Annotated in this window: 21 protein-coding genes; 10 read left to right on the plus strand and 11 right to left on the minus strand. The window is 50.7% G+C overall.

Features of this window, described 5'->3' with window-relative positions; all coding sequences use genetic code 11:
- Positions 1 to 21: 21 nt before the first annotated feature.
- From NE584_RS03145 to NE584_RS03185, 9 genes are all read left to right on the plus strand, one after another.
- On the plus strand, positions 22 to 1002 hold the full coding sequence (locus tag NE584_RS03145) for a hypothetical protein (RefSeq protein ID WP_147561717.1): 981 nt from the start codon (positions 22 to 24) through the stop codon (positions 1000 to 1002).
- Between the two features lie 5 nt (positions 1003 to 1007).
- A complete protein-coding gene (locus NE584_RS03150) occupies positions 1008 to 1373 on the plus strand; it encodes a DUF4186 domain-containing protein (RefSeq protein ID WP_147561719.1) in 366 nt (121 codons plus the stop codon).
- Between the two features lie 21 nt (positions 1374 to 1394).
- Positions 1395 to 1754: a YccF domain-containing protein gene (locus NE584_RS03155; RefSeq protein WP_108979790.1), complete on the plus strand. Its 360-nt coding sequence runs from the start codon at positions 1395 to 1397 to the stop codon at positions 1752 to 1754.
- A gap of 102 nt (positions 1755 to 1856) precedes the next feature.
- Positions 1857 to 3083, plus strand: coding sequence for a hypothetical protein (locus NE584_RS03160; protein ID WP_256181747.1), 1227 nt, complete (start codon positions 1857 to 1859; stop codon positions 3081 to 3083).
- Positions 3084 to 3118: 35 nt separating this feature from the next.
- Positions 3119 to 4114, plus strand: a complete 996-nt coding sequence (locus NE584_RS03165; RefSeq protein WP_226907841.1) for an O-acetyl-ADP-ribose deacetylase — start codon at positions 3119 to 3121, stop codon at positions 4112 to 4114.
- Between the two features lie 74 nt (positions 4115 to 4188).
- Entirely contained in the window at positions 4189 to 4407 is a 219-nt protein-coding gene (locus tag NE584_RS03170; protein ID WP_118625497.1) for a hypothetical protein, read from the plus strand.
- Positions 4408 to 4549: 142 nt separating this feature from the next.
- On the plus strand, positions 4550 to 5206 hold the full coding sequence (locus NE584_RS03175; protein WP_187014356.1) for a hypothetical protein: 657 nt from the start codon (positions 4550 to 4552) through the stop codon (positions 5204 to 5206).
- A gap of 179 nt (positions 5207 to 5385) precedes the next feature.
- A complete protein-coding gene (locus NE584_RS03180) occupies positions 5386 to 6231 on the plus strand; it encodes a HipA domain-containing protein (protein ID WP_187014357.1) in 846 nt (281 codons plus the stop codon).
- An 18-nt stretch (positions 6232 to 6249) separates the two neighbouring features.
- The gene (locus NE584_RS03185) at positions 6250 to 7143 is read left to right on the plus strand and encodes a recombinase family protein (RefSeq protein WP_256181750.1); all 894 of its coding nucleotides are present in this window, start codon (positions 6250 to 6252) and stop codon (positions 7141 to 7143) included.
- Positions 7144 to 7600: 457 nt separating this feature from the next.
- Here the strand turns inward: NE584_RS03185 and NE584_RS03190 are convergent, their stop codons facing one another.
- Positions 7601 to 8014: a hypothetical protein gene (locus NE584_RS03190; RefSeq protein ID WP_226907843.1), complete on the minus strand. Its 414-nt coding sequence runs from the start codon at positions 8012 to 8014 to the stop codon at positions 7601 to 7603.
- Between the two features lie 122 nt (positions 8015 to 8136).
- Between NE584_RS03190 and NE584_RS03195 the strand changes: the two genes are divergently transcribed.
- Entirely contained in the window at positions 8137 to 8484 is a 348-nt protein-coding gene (locus tag NE584_RS03195) for a helix-turn-helix domain-containing protein (protein WP_306797507.1), read from the plus strand.
- A gap of 384 nt (positions 8485 to 8868) precedes the next feature.
- On the opposite strand, the gene NE584_RS03200 is transcribed toward NE584_RS03195, so the two are convergent.
- The 10 genes from NE584_RS03200 to NE584_RS03245 all read right to left on the minus strand — a co-directional run bounded on the left by NE584_RS03200 (position 8869) and on the right by NE584_RS03245 (position 21173).
- The gene (locus NE584_RS03200; RefSeq protein WP_226907844.1) at positions 8869 to 9510 is read right to left on the minus strand and encodes a hypothetical protein; all 642 of its coding nucleotides are present in this window, start codon (positions 9508 to 9510) and stop codon (positions 8869 to 8871) included.
- A 129-nt stretch (positions 9511 to 9639) separates the two neighbouring features.
- Positions 9640 to 11034 carry an NYN domain-containing protein gene (locus tag NE584_RS03205; protein WP_148337167.1) on the minus strand — a complete coding sequence of 465 codons (1395 nt, stop codon included), beginning with the start codon at positions 11032 to 11034 and terminating at the stop codon, positions 9640 to 9642.
- A 109-nt stretch (positions 11035 to 11143) separates the two neighbouring features.
- The gene (locus tag NE584_RS03210; protein WP_148337166.1) at positions 11144 to 11752 is read right to left on the minus strand and encodes a hypothetical protein; all 609 of its coding nucleotides are present in this window, start codon (positions 11750 to 11752) and stop codon (positions 11144 to 11146) included.
- Between the two features lie 328 nt (positions 11753 to 12080).
- Entirely contained in the window at positions 12081 to 12314 is a 234-nt protein-coding gene (locus tag NE584_RS03215; RefSeq protein WP_256181752.1) for a hypothetical protein, read from the minus strand.
- Between the two features lie 63 nt (positions 12315 to 12377).
- Positions 12378 to 12746 carry a hypothetical protein gene (locus NE584_RS03220; protein WP_256181753.1) on the minus strand — a complete coding sequence of 123 codons (369 nt, stop codon included), beginning with the start codon at positions 12744 to 12746 and terminating at the stop codon, positions 12378 to 12380.
- An 88-nt stretch (positions 12747 to 12834) separates the two neighbouring features.
- Positions 12835 to 18018: a SpaA isopeptide-forming pilin-related protein gene (locus NE584_RS03225; RefSeq protein ID WP_256181755.1), complete on the minus strand. Its 5184-nt coding sequence runs from the start codon at positions 18016 to 18018 to the stop codon at positions 12835 to 12837.
- 121 nt (positions 18019 to 18139) lie between these two features.
- Positions 18140 to 18985: a hypothetical protein gene (locus NE584_RS03230; protein ID WP_226907846.1), complete on the minus strand. Its 846-nt coding sequence runs from the start codon at positions 18983 to 18985 to the stop codon at positions 18140 to 18142.
- 62 nt (positions 18986 to 19047) lie between these two features.
- On the minus strand, positions 19048 to 19233 hold the full coding sequence (locus tag NE584_RS03235) for a hypothetical protein (RefSeq protein WP_108979809.1): 186 nt from the start codon (positions 19231 to 19233) through the stop codon (positions 19048 to 19050).
- A gap of 18 nt (positions 19234 to 19251) precedes the next feature.
- Positions 19252 to 20037, minus strand: coding sequence for a class D sortase (locus NE584_RS03240; RefSeq protein ID WP_148341919.1), 786 nt, complete (start codon positions 20035 to 20037; stop codon positions 19252 to 19254).
- Positions 20034 to 21173, minus strand: a complete 1140-nt coding sequence (locus NE584_RS03245; protein ID WP_148341920.1) for a hypothetical protein — start codon at positions 21171 to 21173, stop codon at positions 20034 to 20036. Before NE584_RS03245 ends, NE584_RS03240 begins: the two co-directional genes overlap by 4 nt.
- Positions 21174 to 21187 lie beyond the last annotated feature (14 nt).

A 21187-nucleotide genomic window follows, 5' to 3' on the forward strand; every position in this document is an offset into this window, starting at 1 on the left:
TTGGACGCGGAGGAACGGTATATGTCCTATCCAAAACCACTATCGGAGAAATCTCTAAACCGGCTATATATGCAGGCGGGTTTATCAACGGAAACATGTGCTTTCCTCCATCCTCTATTCGCCGCCTGTGCAAATCTATATGGCACCATCGCCCTTCGCGATGTATGGTCGGTTTATCAGGAGCTAAAAAGCGATGTGCCGCGGATTCATCGACGCGACCTTATTGCCTTTTCCGCAATTGTCCGTCGAGAAGTGCAGCCCTATCGGGTTTATGAGATCGAAGAACTGTACACGGAGGAACCTCACAATGATCTGGATCGGCACATCGTATCAAAAGAATTGATTGGTGCTGGCTATGGTAAGATGTTTTCCTTCTATGCACTGATGGACGAGCGCAATGATCGCCCCTATTGTGTCCCCGATGATTTTCTCTCATATGCGGAACCAACAGCATCTGTAGAGGAGAAATCACTCGCAGTTTTTATTGGGAACCTGAAGTCCACGGCGATGGAGTGCGCCCCAAAACAACGTAAAACCTATCCGAATGAGAATCGCGGGAAGAAATTAAACGAGTTTTCTTTTCTCAATTTGAACGAGCGGTTCAATTTGGATTATTACAAGAAAGTCCCCGCCACTTATTCTGCCCTGTTGGCAGAGTACAGCGGTACAGAGGCGGAAAAGATTATGCGGTTTCATCGGCGAGCCGAGAATGTTGGTCATCTGCGCACAACGGATATGATCCAGAATGTGCTGATTGAATTGTGCGAGGTAGGTGTCCGCCTGACGGAAAAGCAGCAAGATACTCTTATGCAGCTCATCGTGCAGTATCACAATGGAAGCCGCTTGTGGTGTACCTGCGGTTGGAAACCGGATGAGCTGGCAGCTAAGTTTAGCGGTATCGAAGCATTCCCTGGTCAGGAGGCATCATCTCCAGAGGGAATGATGGATGAGAAAGATATCATTCGCAAGATGAAAGAGTTGGGACTGAAGGTCTTGGAGTGAGCAACATGTCAACCATTGAGCAAACACTTTTACGCCTACAACAGTCTGCTTTCCGCGCAAAGTTCCATTTGAGTGAAAAGGACAGGCAGTACATAATGGGCAAGGGCATGGAAACCATTCAGCATCATGCGGCCGACTTCATCCGAATGCGGCTTGCGCCGGCGATCATCCCAAATGACGGCAAACAGACACCGATGCGCGGGCATCCAGTGTTTATTGCCCAGCATGCCTGCGCCTGCTGCTGTCGCAGCTGCTTAAACAAGTGGTATCATGTTCCGATAGGGCGTGAGCTGACGGAGGATGAGCAGAAACGCATCGTGAGGTTGCTGATGGCATGGATCGAGCGACAGCTTGCAACGGATGCGAAATAGCGAGAAATTGAGGTGACAACTATGTCTACGATTGGAAATATTCTTTGGTTCCTATTTGGAGGATTGATCGGCGGGCTTGCCTGGGTACTGGCCGGCTGTCTTTGGTGCATCACCATCATCGGCATACCCGTTGGCCTGCAATGCTTCAAATTCGCAAGTCTCGCCTTTTTCCCGTTTGGGAAAGAAGTTGTGTATGGCGGTGGAGGCTTTTCCTTCCTCGTCAACCTAATTTGGATCATTTTCTTTGGCCTTGAGATGGCAATCGGATACTGCATTCTGGGCTGTCTCTGGTGCATCACGATCCTTGGCATTCCAATCGGAAAGCAATGCTTCAAAATGGCCAAGCTGTCTTTAATGCCCTTCGGGGCATCGGTCGTGTAAAGCAATATTGTATGCGACCGCTCCCACATGGCCTTTTTCCAATCCGCGAAAAAAGCAACGACTCTAATGAGAACACTCTCAATCGATTGAGGAGGATAAGACATGGGAGAGATCATCAATACGAATACCGCTATAGAGACTCAGCCTGGCGGTGATGCGGGGGCATTATTGGATATTACCCAAAGCCTCTTGGCGGATGCAAGGACTGCTCTGAACAGCAGCGGTGTGTTAAGCGTTCCTATTGCGGAACTCTCTACGCTTGGTGCTGGAGTCTCTTCGCTCATCCCTGCGTTGAATACTGTTACGCAGACGACGAGCATCGCAGCGGATGGACTCTATACGATAGCCAACGCTGGTGTCGGTGATGTACTGAAAGCGGCAAAGAACGGAAATTTCTGGGCCTCACTCAAAACTGCGGAAGGAACATCTAAAATGGTTCAGCTGCAAAAAGCTGGGTCAATTACCGCTACCACACAGACAGCGGCAGCATTCAATCCCGCCACTATGATGATGGCGGTCGCTCTATTCTCAATTGAACAGGAGCTTGGGAAAATTGAGGATATGCAGAGGCAGATCGTCTCGTTCCTTGAAATCGAAAAGGAATCTGAGATAGAAGCGGATGTTGAAAGCCTCATGAGCATCATCAAAAAGTATAAGGATAACTGGGACAACGAGCATTTCGTCAGCGGCAATCATAACCAGGTTCTCACCTACCAAAATCGCGCACGCAAGAACATGCTTGGTTACCAGAAGAAGATCGCCGAGTCGATTGGGAAGAAGCCGCATATCGTCACGCAGGCTGGCGTGAAGCAGACATTCACCTCTGTGGAGAAGGAATTCAAATACTACCGCTTGTCCCTTTATACATTCTCGCTGTCTTCTCTCATGGAGGTCATGCTCAGCGGCAATTTCAAAGAATCCTATATTTCCGGGATTCGGGATGAACTGCAGCAGATGTCGGACGCTTACCACGATTTGTTCGAGGAGAGCTCACACTATTTAGAGAAACTGAGTAACTCAGCAGTAGATGCTAATGTCATGAAAGGTATCGGCACGGCAGGAAATGCAGTCGGGAAATTCATTGGAAGTATCCCGCTCGTAAAAGAGGGGCCAGTTGATGAATTCCTTCAGGATGGCGGAACACACTTAAAGAAGAGTGCTCTGGATATGGAAAAGGATGCCGTTCACCGATTCGCTTCCATAGGCAATCCAGGGACACGGATGTTTATGGAAAAGATGGATGAGATGATCCAGATCTATAACCGTACCGAGCAAATCTGCTTCGATGATAAGAAGATATATCTATTGCCAAAGAAGCTCGCCGTTTAATTACTCAGAAGGCAGATATCACAGGAGGTCTGTTTATGCCGCTCCAGATTGTAAGAAATGACATCACAAAAATGAAGGTTGACGCGATCGTCAATGCCGCAAACAGTTCTCTCTTGGGTGGTGGCGGCGTAGATGGCTGCATTCATCGCGCCGCCGGCCCGGAACTCCTGGTCGAATGCGAAAAGCTCAATGGGTGCAAAACTGGCAGTGCCAAGATAACAAAGGGATATAAGCTGCCATGCAAATATGTGATCCATGCGGTTGGCCCTCGCTGGTACGGTGGGCAGTATGGGGAGCATGACAAGCTTGTCTCGTGCTACCAGACGTCACTCGCGCTCGCAAAGGAGCATGGTTGCGAGTCGGTCGCATTCCCTCTGATCTCCTCGGGAATCTTCGGCTATCCAAAGGATGAGGCGCTCAAAGTAGCTATCGACACGATCAGCAGTTTTCTGCTTGAAAATGATATGATGGTTTACATCGTCATCTTCGATCGCAAGGCGTATCAGATCAGCAGCAAGTTGTTTGCGGACATCAACGCCTACATAGATGACCGATATGTAGAAGAGCATCGAGACAGCTATGCTGAGCGGATCAGCCGGCTGCGTAGCCTTGCAGCGGAAGAGAGCTGCCCTATCCCTGCTGCACCTATGGTAGCAAAGGCAGCTTCCCTAGACGATGCTCTGAAGCAGATCGACGAGAGCTTTTCCGAGATGCTGCTTCGTAAGATTGATGAATGTGGTATGACGGATGCAGAGTGCTATAAAAAGGCCAACATTGATCGAAAGCTGTTCTCAAAGATTCGGTCGGATAAGCTCTATCGGCCATCAAAGCCTACTGTGATTGCCTTTGCGCTTGCACTCGAATTGCCGCTTGACGAATTGAAGGATATGCTCTCGAAAGCAGGATTTGCCCTGTCGCACTCCAGCAAATTCGACATCATCGTGGAGTATTTTGTCGAGCGAGGGAACTACAACGTGTTTGAGATCAATGAGGCGCTGTTTGCATTCGATCAAAGCCTGATTGGCGCATAATAGTTATCAGGTGCTGCGACTTTTCGTCGGTGGAACTCTGATTGATATGCTATCTTTTCCGGAGGTGTGCTGCGATGGAACAAAAAGAGCTTGAGTATCTGCGTCAGGTAGAAGATCATGCTTCACGGACAGGCTGGGTGTCTCCGTTGACTCGTGAGGACAAAGAGTATTTTGCCTATTTGCGTCAGGTCAGTAAGCGGTATAACATCGACATGTCCAAGGCAAATCGACTGGAATACAATTTCGTGATTCGTGTTGCAGAGAGCGAGTTTTACGCACATCACACATCCTGAGAAATCCAGAGGCGCAAGCATCCTTGCTTGCGCCTTTCATTGAATTGTCGCTTAACAAGCGACCAAATGAAGCGAATATCAAAGTAAGATATGGCTGTAAGGTGAAACACCAAACAGCCATAATTTATTGGAGGTATTTGCAATGAATAAGAATCTGACTGAGATCGTCTTTATCCTTGACCGCAGCGGTTCCATGAGTGGGCTCGAGTCCGACACAATCGGCGGCTTCAACGCCATGATTGAAAAGCAGAAGAAAGCTCCCGGCGAAGCGCTGGTCTCCACCATCCTCTTTGACAATGTAAGCGAAGTGATCCATGACCGCGTTAATATCCGAGACATCAAGCCCATGACTGATAGGGAGTATTGTGTGCGCGGCTGCACCGCCTTGCTGGATGCGATTGGAGGCGCAATCCACCACATCGGCAACGTCCACAAGTATGCGCGAGAGGAAGATGTTCCGGCGCACACCCTGTTCGTCATCACGACGGATGGAATGGAAAATGCGAGTCGTCGCTATGATAGCGCTCGTGTTAAGCAGATGATCGAGCATGAGAAGAGCAAGTATGGTTGGGAATTCCTGTTCCTCGGCGCCAATATTGACGCCGTCGAGACGGCAAAGCATTTTGGTATTAGTGAAGACCGCGCGGTCAATTACCACTCCGACAGCGTGGGGACAAGGCTGAACTATGAAGTGGTCAGCTGCGCGATTACAAGCATGAGAAGCGGAGCTCCTATGAGTGCCGATTGGAAAGCGCCAATTGAAGCGGACTATAAGACCCGGAAGGGTGAAAAAGACTAACCGCATCGATTTCGACACGGTTAGTACTACCTCCTAAGCCGCACCATTTACATGGTGCGGCTTTTTCATTTGATTCACACTCGCCGGCTTATGAGCGTATCAAAATATATACCGGCTCTATTGACACTTTCACTCGTTGTGGATATAATAATGGTGAAGATCAAAATGGGAGGTCTATCATGAGAGATTACAGCAAGTACGAAAAGACACCCGTGTTATTCTCTGGGGCAGAAAAGAAGTTCGAAATCATTATTGACGGGTATCGTTATATCGTCAAGTTTCAGAAAAATTCCGAAGTGGGCTTGATCTTCAATTATGTTTCTGAGTATTTGGGAAGCCATATTTTTCAACTACTTGGCATTCCCGTACAGGAAACCTTCCTTGGCACTTATGAGGGCAAAAATGTAGTCGTTATGAAAAATTTCTTAGAGCCCGAAGATGATCTTGTTGCCTTCAACGGTGTCGGCGAAAGCTCGCTGGAAAGGGACAAAGAGCTCTATCAGTACACTTATGAAGATATTACCGCAATGCTGCGCGAGAATATGAAGTCAACAAATGTCGAGGAGACAATCGACCGTTTCTGGGATATGTTCATCGTGGATGCTTTGATCGGCAATTTTGACCGGCATGGTGGGAACTGGGGCTTCATTAAGAAAGATAATCAATACCGGATCGCCCCGGTATATGACAATGGCTCAAGCCTCTACCCGAAGCTGAATACGGACGAGAAGCTGGAGGCCGTACTCTCCTCCGGGGAAGAAATTGACCAACGGATCTATAAGTTCCCCACCTCACACATCAAGGTGAAGAATCGCAAAAGTTCCTATTTTGAAGTGATCAGCAGCTTGCAATTCGAGGCTTGCAATGATGCCCTAAAGCGAATTGTTCCTCGCATTGATTTTAATCAAATCAATACTCTTATTGACGAAGTGGAAGGGATCTCAGAGGTGCGTAAGCGTTTCTATAAAGTCATGCTGCAGCAACGATATGAAAAGATCCTTATGTACGCATATCGCCAGTTGTGACATGGAAAGGAGTGGCTCATGAGGCCTGTTACGCATGATTACCAAAGCCTAAACGAATATACGCTTCCCCTGCAGGGAAAGCCCTATTACCGCAGCAGCGGCATAATCTATGCCGTGGACCGCAACGGCAATAAGTATGCTGTGGGGCGAGTTGATCTTGAGCGCTTTGATGATCAGAACTTCCAGTATGTTTTCACTCCTGAATGGAGTGTAATCGATACCCTGCCGTCCTCCATTTTCCAGGGTATTCCCGGGCTGGATATGTCCATGCGGCTTGAGCGATATTATCGTGTTAATATGACGCCGTACTTCATTTCTGAGCGTACCCCCAGCGAAAGTCGAGAAGATCTCTGGGAACTACTTGAAGCAGTTGGTCTGGATTACTATGATCGCTTTGAGTGGCTGCTCCGGTCGGATATGCGCTGTGGTACCGATAACCTGATCGTTGAGCGGGCGGAAGTTGCTCGTACTATCACATTTGAAACGATCAACAGCCTGCCGCCCGATCTCCAGCCAGCCGACCTTGTTTCGATTCAGGGATTTCAAAGTATCGCGAAGACCAGCCGCCAGCTCAGAAAGATTCTCCTTCAGATTTTGAGGAGTGGCGCTCATATCTGGGATGAAACGGACTCGCACCAGCTCTCTGAAGAGGAGTGCAGTCTGCTACTAAACCTGCTCATGGTTCAGGAATCGATGGAAGCGAAGCAGAATAAGCAGCGTCACCAGGAAGGCGTCGCACAGGCAAAGAACAATGGAAAATACGCTGGTCGGAAGAAGATTGCAGTCGATCCAAATCTGTTCCGCCAAATCGCCAAGGATTTCCGCAACCATAAAGTAACGGAAGAAGAAGCCATGCATCGCACCGGTATCAGTTCGAGATCAACATTCTACAGGCGCCTGAAAGAGATATAGACTAAGAAACGAGAGGGTTCCCGCACATTGCGCTGCAGGAATCCTCTCTCTAGTTAATACAATGTCCACCAGTAGTCAAAAAGGCGCCGATAGTAGTTCCCCTTTCGGGGCAGATCCTGACAGTTCCGGGACTTTCGGCAGGTTTCTCGTTTCATCCACCGCTGGCAATTACTGTTCTTGGGATACTTGATGTACTTTCCCGAATGGAGCAGCGTGTCACCATCAAAGCCGTAATCGATATAGCCGGCATGAGGCACATACCTTCTCGTGACAATGCGCATGAGCGCGTCATTCTTGCGGATGCGCATTTCTCTTCGATACGCAGAGCCAGTTCGCCTGGATGACTGCACGGGAGCTGACTCAGTCAGTAAATTCTCGATCTTCTCGTTTAACTCGATTTCGGTCATAGGCTTTACCATTTGGAACAGTTCTTGTGACAGGAGAAATACCATACCAGCTACCGCGCTGCTTGGCATGTTGCTCCTTTTGCGCTTTCTTGCTCTGCTTTTTGAGCGGTATCATCTGCTTCATTGGTGAGAACACCTCCATTGTCTCGAACGGTTTGGACTTTCTTTTTGAGATCCTCGCAGAATGTAAGGTAGTCAGGATGCCCGCACAGGAGCATCTTGTTGGGCAATTCACGGATCGCTGCCAGGAAAGCATCGACATCACGCTTCCGGCACTTGCACATGATGACACGATAGGGAGCATCCGGGCAAACGAACTCAGGGCCGAACCCTACTCTGACCTGATGCTTGATAAAAAGCTGGTCTGCAAGGTAATCCGCTGTATCGATGATTGCGAAGTAGTTGTGGAAGAATGAGAACTTTTCAATCGTCCAGCAGCAGAATTCATTGTATTCTCGACTCACGATTGGACCTCCTTATGTGACAGTTTCTTTACAAAATTGCGTTTGCTCTTGCTTTTTGAAGCCTCTTCCAGTATTCTGGAGTACTCCCGTTTGGGAAGACTCTTTAGATGGAGGCGATTGCCATGAACACGAAGCAGTTTCCAGTCATTGATCCGATTGCGACCGGAAAGAACATCATCCGTCTTCGCGTCGAGCGCGGGATGAGTGTCCGCGACCTGCAGGCGTACTTCGGTTTTGAAGAGCCACAGGCGATCTACAAATGGCAGCAAGGAAAGAGCCTGCCTTCCGTTGATAATCTGTATGCTCTCGGCGCGTTGTTTGAAGTACCTATGGAGGACATCCTGGTATCTCGGACATCACAACTGAATCTGATTATTTGTGAGCAGCAGGCCGAAGCCTGCTGCTCGCCTCTATTTATGGGAGAACTGCTCCGACTATCACGGATACGGCAGAGAGCCAAGATCGCTTAGACCATTTTTGCCAAGGCCATGCGCTCGCCGGCTCCCTGAGGAGCGAGGGTAGCATTCCTTGACGTATGAACGGCTCAAAGGCCAGCAATATCAAGATAGGAAATCTATCTATATCCAACAGAATAGGGAGATGTGAGGTGGCAAGGTCGAGATTCGGCGTTAGCGTATTCACGACATGGTGCAACAGCGTTGGGCGCTGATGGATAGGAAGACGGTTCGTAGCATCCGTTAATGAAACGGATCATGTCTTCTTTTGGAGCTCAGAATCAACCGAGCGGATTGTTTTGATTTGCAGCACTATAGTTCGTCTGCAACTGAACCGGTCGCCACGTTCTCTTCTTCTGCCGCATCCATGATAGTCGGAGCAAAGCCGCAAGGGCTTGATCAGCTCAGTGCGGACATATGCGCTTCAAAAGCCTCTGCGAAGGTCTCGTTCACATCGAACGGAGCTTCGTACTCCACCGGGGTGTTGACCAGAGCGACATCCAAAGCGGCAGAGGTCTCATCGGACTTCTTGCTCAGATCAGCGCACATCTTTCGAATCTTATTGCGATCGAAATTGATGGTGGTCACACGCTTGACATCGCAGCGGTAGGAGACCTGATTACCCTCGTTGTTGAACCGATAGCCAACTCCCCCGTTAGAGATCAAAACCTCGCCATTGCGCAGGCCGGCCATGTGACGGAGCAGAGTGGCGATCTCCTGGCGCTTCCCGTTGAGGCTCACTTCGCCATCCAGGCCGGCCCCAAGCGGAAGGGATACCTTCGCCTTATGGATCGCAGCACTCAGCTTTTCCCGCTCGTCCAGGAGGAACAGCAGGAACTCTGCCATCTCGGTGATATTCTCGCTATACTCGGTGGAAGGTGCCTCCATAGTGACTTCATCCTCCGCCTCTGCCATGACCTTGTGGCGGAGATAGGTGTTCTGCACCTTGGTAATGTTGCCATTGTTGCCGAGGATGCTCTGCGCATCGGCCATCATGGACTGCAGCTTATTCTGAAAGCGGAAAGCTTCTTTGAGATTCATATCGCTCACTCCTTGTTCTTGTCGTTGATATCATGATAACCTTGTTTTTTGAAGTTGTCATTGAACTGCTGGTTTAATAGCAGCAAAATAGAACGAGAGGGTCAAAGCCTCTCGTTCCAATATGCGGGACTATTTTCCAAGCACGATCGTTGCTTCCCCGTTGGGAGAGATATCAACATGCATGGTTTTAATGTACTTGTCATAAAATTGGTTCTTCTCTGCGGTCGTCATGTCAGCTCTGGTCGCCCTACAGGCCTCATCCAGAATATCTCGAACATTAAGGTGAAATGCCTGGTCGAGTTTCTGGCGAACCTCGCGAAGTACTGCCGCAACCTTGATATCATTACTGTTACCAGTACAAAAATCGTCGATATAGCAATAAGAAATGCCGGCATTGATCAACGCATTTTTGATGGTCGGACTGCATTTCTCGCTTTCTACCATCACGAAGAACCGAACCTCCGGCATTGCCGAAATCAGCCCCCAATAGTCGGAGTCGCTGGATACAAGAATGAACGAGTCCACATTGTTCTGATAATACTCACGGCAGGTCCCGGTGGTCAAACGGATGTCAACAAGTGACTTGTTTTCTTTGATGCGTTCGATCAGGACATGCTCAATTGGAATTTGGGTGAAGCGCTCCAAAATCTTCCACGCCGATGTGGTATGAATATCATCATAGAGGATGATTTTACAAATCTTATTGAGTAGTGCTTCCTGATTAAGATTGTTCAAGGTTGCGTACAGTTTGTAGGGATCGGAGTTTTCACAATCCACCACAACGACGACGCGCTCACTCTTGTCCAGGAACTTGTATATACCAGCCTTTGTGAGGTTACCGGCATCAGACACTTTGCTCAAGTCTGTGAAATAATCCTCATTGGCTTCATATAGAAGCGAAACAAACTTCTTGTCATTGTAGAGGATGTTGCCAGAGTCCATGTAGGACCAATTGATATAGACTTGGTACGGGTACTTATTTTTGTTGGCGTAATAATCTGCCGCTGCTGCCTTGATGCCCTTCTTGTTGAGGCCATCCGGCATGAGGAAGAGCTTCCGGACATATTCCCACTTCAGCCATAATGGAAACAGCGACTTGCAGTTGTTAATGCGGTTGCTGATATGCTTATTGATATCTACAATATACTCGGCAGGCAAAGCTCTGGATCTAACAATCGTAATACCATCCTGCAAGAGTTCGTTCAGGCTATCCTGCGGAACATACTCTGGAAGCGAGTGGAGATTGCACATATCGAAACGCATACGGTTATTGATGGCTTTAAAATTGAGTTCCAAAGCCGTTCGAATCATGCAGAGGTTGCGCACGATGCGGGCATTCTTGTCTGCGTGTAATTTCTCATACCATTCCATCTTTGGTGGTTCATATTCGTTTTCAAAAATGCGCTTTTGGACTCCGATTAAATAAGCCACCTTCGAAACAACAGTATAAGTACTGTTCTCATAGTCGGTATATGCTTTTCTCGGGTTCCGAGTCGCTGTATCATCGTATGCCTGGTTATTCATAAAAGCCCCCTATTCCACGGGTCACGGTACAGCTAAATACTGCAAAAACTGATGTTTTCTTGCGCTTAGAATACCATATTCAAGGGCTTCTGTCCATTGGTGCCGACAATTAACTGACCGAGATACTGGTCTGTCCTTCGTTCTCCCACTCAAAGAGTTCAGGCAGGGCTCGTGGCGCATAATCGCGAGAGCGAGTGCCCACAATGCGAGCTGATGGATCGTTCTCCACAAACCGCTCAGGGCGCTGCTCTAAGATGAAATCGATCCAAGCGATTGCATTCTTGCACTTGCGCCGGCGCACACGGGCATCGTGCAGAAGTTTATAGAGTTGGTATCCATGTGAGGCATCCAGGTTATAGAACTCCGCTGCGTGCTCGATGTCTTCAATCTCCAGCTCCGCCTTCCGCTGGCCGGTCACCAGTGTTTCTCTCTGGCATTGGATGGTGTGAATGAAATCGCTGAAATTCTTCAGCCGTGTCAGGTAGAATTCAGGCGTCAGTAGCTCCAGTTGCAGATCAGGATTTTCGGGATTGGGGTTTGAGATGAAGATGACCTTATACTTCAGGTTTTTCATCGCCTTTGGCAGCAAAGAGCAGTATTTCTCTGCCGTCTTCTTATTGTTGAATGTATGCGCGCGATCGATATAGGCAGTGGTGATCATCTGATTGTTGCCGATAATCTCCACATAGCTTTTTCCATTGCTGATAATCCAGGGCATATTTGATCCTCCTTCGTCCGAATAGAAATAGTGGGCGCACATGATGGAAATGCCAGTTCTGGGTGTTTGGTTGAACATGTCCACCTATGCAATATTGATATAGAGCCATCAGGTGGTTCTAAGGGCGCGTAGGAGTTGTGCACGAGCCACCTGCGCGGTCTGCTGTTTCACTCCAGCTTTCAAGTATTCAATGGCATCATTCCACTAAAAAAGTGTGTATTCTGCGGCATCAAAAGTCTCAAGAAATGCGGCTAAACGGGATCGACCGTCAGTGGACAGGAACCGCAGGTAAGAGAGGTATTGTACTTTCATGAAGGTTGCTGCTTCATCAAGTAGACATGGAGTGTGATTGGTCATATCGGAGTTCCTCTTGCAGATGCAACGAGGTCGCACCCTCTTTCTTTTCATTTGTGCCATATAGTTGGGAGGCATCGAAGTGATCGTAGCGAAACATCGTACCATCGGACATATAGATTTCCGCTCTGCCATCGGATTCCATCTCCACACGGATAATGTAGCTGGTGTTGACAATCGCGATACCGAGGTTGATAAATCTACCCATGTTTGACATTCCTCCACTTGTATTGGAATAGAAGGCTGCTGCCGGAGCAGCGGCCTTCGTTATTTACTTGGTTGGAACGAATCCGGTAAAACCGGTATGGCCTTTATTGGCGATTCGCTCGATGTCTTTGTCTGTTGCAAAGACGAAAGGCTCAATTTTGCCGTCAGACATCAGCATCACAAAAGCGCAGGGGCAGATTTCGCTGTCGCCATCATCATCATCAAGATAGACAGCGCTGACGCCCTGGCAAGGGATAATGGAACGAATGGAGTTGTAGTCATTGACTTCGTCGTGAAGGTCGATCTCACTGTGGAAGTGCTGACCATCTTTGGTGAGGATGATGCATCCGCCATCTTCCTTGGGAATGATGCGGGCGATCATGTCGCTGTTCAGCAGCTCGCCTTTGGTACCAATAGGTAAAAACTTGCTCATGATAATACTCTCCTCATGTTCAAAAGATCAGCCCCGAAGCGTGAGCTCCGGGGCTGGCGGGGGTTATAGGAAACGACCTCTCTCGAGATCAATATCCGGTCTTGGGAAGCGGGTTGTTGTTGAAGCGACAGACGGTGGTGACCCAGGTGGCCTTGGCCGTCTGCCACTCGTTGAGGTACTGACCACCCACATCAGCTCTGTTGATGATTTGGTAGCCGTTGCTCACGGTGCCAAGCACCTGCACACGCATGGTGGGCTTCACCACGGACGCAAAGCCGCTGGGCACGGTGCCGAACTCGAACCGGACATCCGTGACATACTCGCCCTGAGCAAGGCCGAGGGTTGCTGCATTGAGGCTCAGAGAGTAGTTGTTGGAGGTCAGCAGGTTGCTGGCCAGAGTCCGGTAATCGCTCAGATTGGTCTTGAAGGTGACCTTGTAATAAAGCCTCGCATTGTAGGTACCGGTGGTCACGCTGATTGCGCGTGTGGCATCGGTCGGAATACGGTCATGCCAGAAGAAACTGTTCAGCGCAACATTGGAGGTGTTGCCGATACCGGAGAAGTCATAGCTCATGACCTGTCCGGGCTGTACCTCGCGGTTACCGGTCTTCTTAATGGTCACGCCGAGATTGGCGGACTTGTTGTAGGCGGAGAGTTTGATGATCTGGTTTGGATACTCGATCTCGGCCTCCATCTTCTCACTGCTGAGCTGATAGTACTTGGGTGCGGACACCTCCGTAACAAAGTAGCGGCCCAGAGGCAGAGGATCGGAAGCGGCGACGCCGCGTGCATCGGTCACAATATAGCCCACGACCTTACCGGAACGGGCCTGCGTGATCTCAAACACCGCACCTTCCAGAGCAGAGCCGGCGCGCTGGCCAGTGACGAGGTTATCGTCAGCACTATACTTGCGGACCTGGATCTGACCGGTTACAGCGCTGTTCTCCCATTCGATCTGCGCGCACTTACCCGCCTCAACATAGACGGTTTTGTACTGCTCATCGCGGATGTAGCCCTCGGCCGCCTCCAGTTCACGGATATAGTACTTGCCGGGAGTCAGCTCGTCATCAATGTAGATGTAGCCATCCTGATCCGTCGCATACTCGCCAATGGGATTCTTGCCTGCATCGTACAGGACGAACTTGACACCATAGATACCCTCGCCGGTAGCCGCATCGACCTTATGGATCATAATCGACGCCATGCGCTGATTGGTAATCTCCACCGTGGTGGTCTCACCGTCCTTGACGCAGACATTGACGGGCGTGGCATCCAGCTCGTAGCCCTCGGCTGCCTTCAGCTCGGTGATGGTATACCATCCATTCTCCGCATTGGGGATGCTGATGACACCGTTGCGGTCAGTCGTGTAGGTGCCAAGGATCTCGCCGTTGATCTTCCGAACCTCGAATTTGACACCCTTGATGCGTGCGCCGGTATCCTCATCAGATTTGATGATCTGGAGACCACCAGCAGGTCTGTTATAGAAGGTCAGCGTCTGAAGATCATCGGGATCGATTACGACGGTCTGGGATCTGGTCTCTTCATCGATCACATAGCCGGAGATGGTCTTCGTCTCTGTGACGACCAGCGTGCCAACGATGCCGCTGATCAAGATCTCACCGTTTTCGTCCGTCCGATAGATCCCGTTGGAAGACAGCTTGCCACCTTCATCAGGCACATAGCTGCCATCGGCGTAAGCCACACGGAACTCAACGCCTGCCAGAGGCTTGCGAGTAACACTGTCCAGTTTCACAATGCGCAGGCCGCCGAGAGGCTGATTGCGGAACTCCACCGTCACGACCTCGTGGGAGCGCACTTTGACGGTCTGTGGCGTGTCGTCCAGGACATAGCCGGATTTTGCACGCACTTCCTTGATGACCAGTGTAGTGTTGGGATCAAGGCCATCGATCAGAATGGTGCCGACGCTATCGGTTACATACTTACCGTTTCTGTTGCCCACGACGGTGCCGTTGGACTCTGTGACCATGAATTCCACATCGGACAGAGGCTCGCGGGTAATTGCATCAATCTTTTTAATCAGGACACTACCCTTGGCCTCATTCCCGAAGGTGACGGTGATGACATCCTGTTCGTTGCCACTCAAATATACCGTCTGAATATCGTTTTCGCTCAGCACATAGCCGTCTGGTGCGGAGATCTCCTCAACGACATAGGTGCCAGCCTTCAGACCTGTGAGGATGAAAGTGCCGTTGGAAGAAGTCTGACGCTCAGCGATGACTGTGCCTCCAGTACCGGAGGTGCCGCCAAGGAACCGCACGCGGAACCATGCACCCTGAAGAGGATCACCGGTGCTGGAGTCTACCTTCTTGACGATGATGGCGCTCAGGGGGGTGTTCTCAAAAGTGACGACCTTGCCGCGCCCCGCTTCCACATAGACCTGCTGGGAAGTGGGATCTTTGATGGAATAGCCCGCAGCAGGCTCCAGCTCGGTGATGGTGTACCAGCCGTCATCCAGCTTATCGATGAAGAACTGACCGTTCTCATCCGAGTAGTAGGTACCAAGATCACGAATCTCACCGGTAGAGGTCTTATCGGAACGGAAAGTAACATTGAACTTCGCACCCTTAATGGGATCGCCGGTAATGCTGTCGATCTTATTGACTGTCAGGGTGGGCTTGGGATAGTTCTGGAACTGGACGGTGCCAGTCCTGTTGGGAAACAGCGTGATCATCTGATGTGCTTCGTTGAGCAGATAGCCATCGGGTACTGACTGCTCCCAGATCTCATAGACACCGGGCATCAGCTTTTCCAGATAGCAGCGGCCATTCCCGTCAGAGGTCACGGTGGTCAGTGTGGAAGAATCCACACGCTTGACGGTAAAGGTCACACCGGCGACAGGCTTTCCAGTAATGGCATCAGTTTTTAGGATCTCCAAATTGGGCATCCGATCATTGGAAACGACCAGTTCGCTGTTCTGACCGGGGAACAGCTCCACATGATACTCACGGGAGTCCTTCACATATCCTTCCGGAGCATCCATCTCCACCACGGAGTAAATGCCGGGTTCCAGATCGGAGATGTTGATTTCGCCCTTGGTGTCAGTTACGCGATCCAGGTAATGCGAGCCGTCCTCAATCTGCGCAATTCTGAAGGTCGCACCAGCGAGGCCGAGGCCGCTGTAGCTATCCAGCTTCACCAGACGGAAGCTGGGCTTCTGGGTGTTGGTGAACACGAACTGGGCATTTTCGTTACCGTTAATCTGGATGACACGAGTGGCGTCATCAATCAGGTAGCCATCCGGCGCGGCCTGCTCCGTCACCTTGTAGGCACCAGGCTCCAGATCGGTCAGGTCGATCTCGCCATTTGCGTCGGTGGTGTACTCCTTGGAGAAGGTGCCACCGACAAGCTCAATACGGAACCGTGCGTTGGGCAGAGGCTCCAAGGTGGTGCTGTCCAGCTTTACAAGATGGATACCCGGCTTCTGATCATTGAAGAAGATCAACTCCAGAATGCCATCGGAGCCTTCCAGCTCAATCTGCTGAGGTGTGGAATTGATGATGTGAGAGGAGTCGGTAGCGACTTCCTTTACAAGGTAGGTGCCGGGTTCCAGATCGGTTAACAGGATCTCGCCGAATTCATCAGTCTGGAAGGTGCCCAGAGACTGTGCATCTTTGGAAATTTCAAAGGAGATATTGGGCAGAGCCTCGTGAGTCTTAGAGTCATACTTGATCACACGCAGGCCGGGTTTCTCCTCGTTCACGATAGGAATTTCCACAGTGTCGCCGGAGATGACGGTTGCAGTATAGACTTCATCGGATTTGATATAGCCGGCAGGCGCTGCGATCTCCTGGATGCGATAAGCGCCAGGCTTGATCTCGGTGAAAACAGCAGTACCGGCATAATTGGTTTCTCCGGTATATACGGCACCGGACTCAATGTGCTCGATTCGAATCGCGGCACCGGGCAGCTGCATACCGGAGTCGGAGTACTTCTTCACCATTAGGTTGCCATACGGAGCATTTTCAAAAGTCACCGTAGCCTGCTTGCCGTACTCAACTTTGACATTCTGGGCGGGTTCCTCGCTAAGCAGGTAGCCATTAGGGGCTTCGCGCTCATAGACGGTGTAGTTGCCGGCCAGAGTAAGAGGAATAACGATTTGGCCCTTGGAGTTGGTGGCAAAGGTTCCGACCGATGCGCCTTCGGGATCAACCACTTCAAACATCGCGCCCTTCAGGGGGATGGTCGTGCCTTCCTCGTACTTGAGGATTTTCATGCTGGTCTCGGTGGGTTCCTCTTCAGGGGTGTCGGTGTAGTTGCTGTATGCCGTCAGAGCCAGAGGCGTGGTCGGATCGGTATCGCACATGTAATTTTGCAGGTTGCCATACTTGTCTTTCTCGGCGCACACAGCGTAGTAGATGGCGTACTTATAGACATTGGTACGAAAGCTCAGTTGGACGCTGCCGCTCTGTCCATCGACTGCGCTGGCAGGATACAGGACCTTGAACTGTCCGGCATATCCCTTTCCGATGGCCTTGGTGGTGATGACATCAATTTCCTTGTTGTCCATATCAACGATCTTCGTGCCGGCAGGAACCGCAGAGGGATCGCTAAAGGCAACATTTACAGCGTAGTTGCACACCCAGGTTTCAGAAGTGACCGTGAAGATCTGCTGGAGATATTCCTGACCATTGATGGTTGCAGGATAGGCGGTCTCCTGGTCGGCTTCCACCGTGACATTAGGAGAAAGGGCAGTGCTCCATACGGTGCCGCGACGGTAGATATCCTTCACGGCTGCCAGCATCTTATTGGCACGCTCCAGCTCCACTCCGGTCAGATTGGGGTTGACCTTCATGTTGTTGATGTCCCAGTTGGGCAGCAAGTACGCCCAGAGCGCCATTTTGGTCGCATAGTATGCCTGATACTTATTCTCCAGCTTGAGTTCGCTCAGACTGCGATGGGGATAGCCATTTGCAATGATGCCCATGACTTTGGGATCACTGCCGATTTCGTTGGCGAGGTACTTGATGCTCTCACCGGGAGCAACAGTCTGAGGTACACCCTTGATATTGGGGTTGACGCAGTACGCAGGGATTTCTTTCGTCTGACCGTTGCGATCCACATAGTTGTAGTAGGTATAGATCAGCTCACGCACTCTGCCGTTGATCGACAGGTAACTGAGCTTCTGCTCGCCGTTGTAGATGTTGACTTCTCCAAGCGCCTCTTCGACAGAACCGGCTGCCAGAGCTGTGCCTGGAAACATACCAAGCATCATGACAACTGCGAGAAGCATCGAAACAACTCGTTTTTTCATTTGGATTGACCTCCGTGCTTATTATCGTGAATGCATAAAGCATTCTTGGGTTGGATCGGTATGGAAAAAGGCAGTGTGCGTATTTCAGCACACTGCCTCCGCAGGGAACAATATTCAGTTTTCATTTTACGGAGATGTAATATTCCGTGTACTGGAAGGCTCCGTCACAATAGACATCCCATGCCTCAAAGGCGTACTCGCCGGGAGGGCAGGAATTGAAAAGTTCGACGATCTGGTCGGAACGCCAGGGCCAGAAGCTGTTGGCTGCCACGCTTTCGGGAATAGACAGCTTCACGGTCACAAGAGGGCTGCCATCCGCTCTGGTTACGGGCTTTCCGTTCTGCCAGGTCTGCGGATTGTCGCCGATGGCGTTATAGAGGGTGTACTGCATGCGACGGGTCTCAAAGAGGTTGCGCACGAACATGTACTCCTTACCACCGGAAGTGAAGTGGTTCGCCTCGGGTTCGGGCAGAGTCGGCTGATCCAGCAGGCTCCAGTCACAGGTGGGGTCCGGCAGGGTGTCAGTTTCCTGCGTAGCGAACATACTGTTCTGGTACTTGCTCACATCGGTGATCTCATACACATAGCCGTCGCTGCAGGGGATCTTGTCGCCCGCCTTGGGCTCGGGCATGACATCCGCCTGTGTGTAGTCAGCTTTCTTAGCTCCCACTGCCACGCTCTGCGTCTTCGCGGGAGCTGTGCCGGTATACGGCTTATCGCTCTCAATCTGGACACAGCCGTTGGTGCTGTCCCAATGAACATTGAAACCAACCGCCTTGCCGATATCGCGGAGCATCACATAGTTGTTGCCGTTGATAGCGTATGCGGTCATCTTCACTTCCTGACCATCGACAAAGAACCGATGGCTGCTCAGCTCAGCAACGACGCCGGCCGCATAGGCCACGGAGCCGCCAAAGAGCATGGTGCCGACCAGAAGACCGGCGATAAAGGATCCGATTCTCTTCATTTTCTTTCACCTCATCAAGTGTATTCCAGCCACTCTCTGCGGGGGAAAGGCGTAGGGATGAATTACTGATTGCAGTAGGCCTGGAGGCCACGCAGGAAGATGTCTTCCTTGGTTGCCCGCCTGTTCTTAACCAGATCTCTCATCTGGTCATAGGACTCGCGAGGCAGGCGCAGCCGAATGGCTACGCTGGACTCGGTGGGGATGGGCTTGGTACGACTCTCACGATTGCGGGGCTTATTGGTTTTCATAGTGTTCCTCCAGTTCATTTATCGAATCTCTACTGCCTGCACGCACAGACGCAGAGAGGGCTGGTTAGCGATACAAGTGATCAAGGTAATTCGGTTATCTCCCATCTCATTCAGGTACGAATAGTCGGTATAGGAGATGGACCCGACAAAAGTCACTTGGTAGGTCTTGGTGCCGATCGCGGTCTTGTACTCCACGATGTCACCGATCTTCACATTCTTCAGCTTAGCAAAATAGGCATGGCTGCCACGATTGTGGCCGAACAGACCAATGTTGCCGGTATAGATGCCAGACGAGGTATAGTGACCAGCTCCTTTGGACATTGAGCTGTCAGTAGCGCCTTCATACACCTTGCAGCTCAGGCTGACACGGTCGATCGAGACTTTGCCGATGCTGCCATCTTTCTGTTTCAGATCAGTAATGGTGACAGAGGGCTGATACGGAACTTCGATTAGGCTGCCACCAGAGATGATGCTGGAATTGCTGAAATCGGACTCCGGATATACAGTCGTTGCGGATCCACCGCTCAGGCCATACTGGATACCGCTGCTCAGATAGGGGTTATTGAGCGAGGTCTCCAGGAACTCCTGGCTTAGGCCGTACTGGATTTCTGGAATATCGTAGTCGATCTGGTTGCGGGCACCGTAGTTGTAGCCGGCATCATACAGATCCTCGTAGTTGGTGCTGCCGTAGTAGACGGGATTGGCCGAGGTTTCGAACGAGTAGTCTGCGGCACTGGCAGAGCTCGCCATGCCGAGGGCCATAGTCAACATGCAGCACAGGGTCAAAATGCGTTTGAGTTTCATACGGGTTCCTCCTCAGTATCGGGTTCACCTTCCTGAGTGCCGATATCGACCTTGAACCAGTACTGGCCATTGACCGTGCCAACAGTATGCTCGACTGTGTTGTCATAGCAGTGGATGGCGATGGTCTGGCCGAACAGCTTCTTTGCGACTGCCTGATCCACTTCGACTGCGATCATACCTTCCGGAATATCCTTCAGGCGATCGATACGAAGTTCGGGGTCTTTGGTCTTCAGACGCAGTCGGCCGCACTTTTCATACTCGTTGCCTTTGCCCGTCGCTTTGTAAACTGTAGTATTCTTACGAAGCAGAAGGCCGAGCAACAACAAAGTGGCCAAAAGAATGGTTCCGCCGATAACGGGGATCACCACGATCGAGCCATTGAAAGTGGGTTCCTCTTCCACAGGAACGATCTCGGTGCCCAGGTAGGTTACGGTATAAAGGATGCTGGAGATGCCGGAAGAGACGACGGTGCCTTTGTACTCAGCGGTCGTAATGTATCCGGTTGCGACAGTGGAGCTGGCAGTGCCGGAATAAGTAGCGACTGCGGAATAGGTGGCGGGAACGAGTTCATCGCCTACCAGCGCCGTACGCTCCACGCTCCAGGTCACATTGGACAGGCTCAGGGTTCTGCCATTCTTCTCTACAGTCTTATCGATGTAAGAAGAATCATTTCGATCGAGGCCGGTGTAGTTCTTGGTTGCGGTGACAGTGTAGGAGCTGCTCTTGTAGCCGGCTGCCTCCGTCTTGATCGTGCTGTGGTCCAGAGACAGAGTGCCGGAAGAAATGCCGTCGTCGAACTCGATCGTGGGCTTCAGCTCTGCGAGGATATCTTCAAGGTTCTTACTGGCAGTTGTGACAGTGACGACCTCGGTGTGCAGATTCTCTTCCTGGAAGTGCTGCTCTTCTTTGATGATGTCACTCATGGAGTACAGGAAGCCATCATGCTCGAAGTCCTCTTCATAGAGATCTGCAGGGTCCTGGTCGGGCAGGAGCGTATAGGTCTTGATCGCAAGCTGCTGCCCGTTGAGATTCTGATAGGTCACATCGTCCGGAATGTACGATGCTGCACTTGCTCCCACCGTCATGGACATGGCAACGACGAGAACAAGCACCAAGGAAGTGATTTTTTCCTTCATGGATCTTGATCCTT

It is taken from the genome of Clostridium sp. DFI.5.61, assembly GCF_024462915.1.
Lineage (GTDB): Bacteria > Bacillota > Clostridia > Oscillospirales > Oscillospiraceae > Lawsonibacter > Lawsonibacter asaccharolyticus.

What these genes read in the sequence shown, in the direction of transcription:
- NE584_RS03145 (WP_147561717.1), top strand. Translation starts at nt 22, where the DNA reads ATGTCCTATCCAAAACCACTATCGGAGAAATCTCTAAACCGGCTATAT.
- NE584_RS03150 (WP_147561719.1), top strand. Translation starts at nt 1,008, where the DNA reads ATGTCAACCATTGAGCAAACACTTTTACGCCTACAACAGTCTGCTTTC.
- NE584_RS03155 (WP_108979790.1), top strand. Translation starts at nt 1,395, where the DNA reads ATGTCTACGATTGGAAATATTCTTTGGTTCCTATTTGGAGGATTGATC.
- NE584_RS03160 (WP_256181747.1), top strand. Translation starts at nt 1,857, where the DNA reads ATGGGAGAGATCATCAATACGAATACCGCTATAGAGACTCAGCCTGGC.
- NE584_RS03165 (WP_226907841.1), top strand. Translation starts at nt 3,119, where the DNA reads ATGCCGCTCCAGATTGTAAGAAATGACATCACAAAAATGAAGGTTGAC.
- NE584_RS03170 (WP_118625497.1), top strand. Translation starts at nt 4,189, where the DNA reads ATGGAACAAAAAGAGCTTGAGTATCTGCGTCAGGTAGAAGATCATGCT.
- NE584_RS03175 (WP_187014356.1), top strand. Translation starts at nt 4,550, where the DNA reads ATGAATAAGAATCTGACTGAGATCGTCTTTATCCTTGACCGCAGCGGT.
- NE584_RS03180 (WP_187014357.1), top strand. Translation starts at nt 5,386, where the DNA reads ATGAGAGATTACAGCAAGTACGAAAAGACACCCGTGTTATTCTCTGGG.
- NE584_RS03185 (WP_256181750.1), top strand. Translation starts at nt 6,250, where the DNA reads ATGAGGCCTGTTACGCATGATTACCAAAGCCTAAACGAATATACGCTT.
- NE584_RS03195 (WP_306797507.1), top strand. Translation starts at nt 8,137, where the DNA reads ATGAACACGAAGCAGTTTCCAGTCATTGATCCGATTGCGACCGGAAAG.
- NE584_RS03200 (WP_226907844.1), bottom strand. Translation starts at nt 9,510, where the DNA reads ATGAATCTCAAAGAAGCTTTCCGCTTTCAGAATAAGCTGCAGTCCATG.
- NE584_RS03205 (WP_148337167.1), bottom strand. Translation starts at nt 11,034, where the DNA reads ATGAATAACCAGGCATACGATGATACAGCGACTCGGAACCCGAGAAAA.
- NE584_RS03210 (WP_148337166.1), bottom strand. Translation starts at nt 11,752, where the DNA reads ATGCCCTGGATTATCAGCAATGGAAAAAGCTATGTGGAGATTATCGGC.
- NE584_RS03215 (WP_256181752.1), bottom strand. Translation starts at nt 12,314, where the DNA reads ATGGGTAGATTTATCAACCTCGGTATCGCGATTGTCAACACCAGCTAC.
- NE584_RS03220 (WP_256181753.1), bottom strand. Translation starts at nt 12,746, where the DNA reads ATGAGCAAGTTTTTACCTATTGGTACCAAAGGCGAGCTGCTGAACAGC.
- NE584_RS03225 (WP_256181755.1), bottom strand. Translation starts at nt 18,018, where the DNA reads ATGAAAAAACGAGTTGTTTCGATGCTTCTCGCAGTTGTCATGATGCTT.
- NE584_RS03230 (WP_226907846.1), bottom strand. Translation starts at nt 18,985, where the DNA reads ATGAAGAGAATCGGATCCTTTATCGCCGGTCTTCTGGTCGGCACCATG.
- NE584_RS03235 (WP_108979809.1), bottom strand. Translation starts at nt 19,233, where the DNA reads ATGAAAACCAATAAGCCCCGCAATCGTGAGAGTCGTACCAAGCCCATC.
- NE584_RS03240 (WP_148341919.1), bottom strand. Translation starts at nt 20,037, where the DNA reads ATGAAACTCAAACGCATTTTGACCCTGTGCTGCATGTTGACTATGGCC.
- NE584_RS03245 (WP_148341920.1), bottom strand. Translation starts at nt 21,173, where the DNA reads ATGAAGGAAAAAATCACTTCCTTGGTGCTTGTTCTCGTCGTTGCCATG.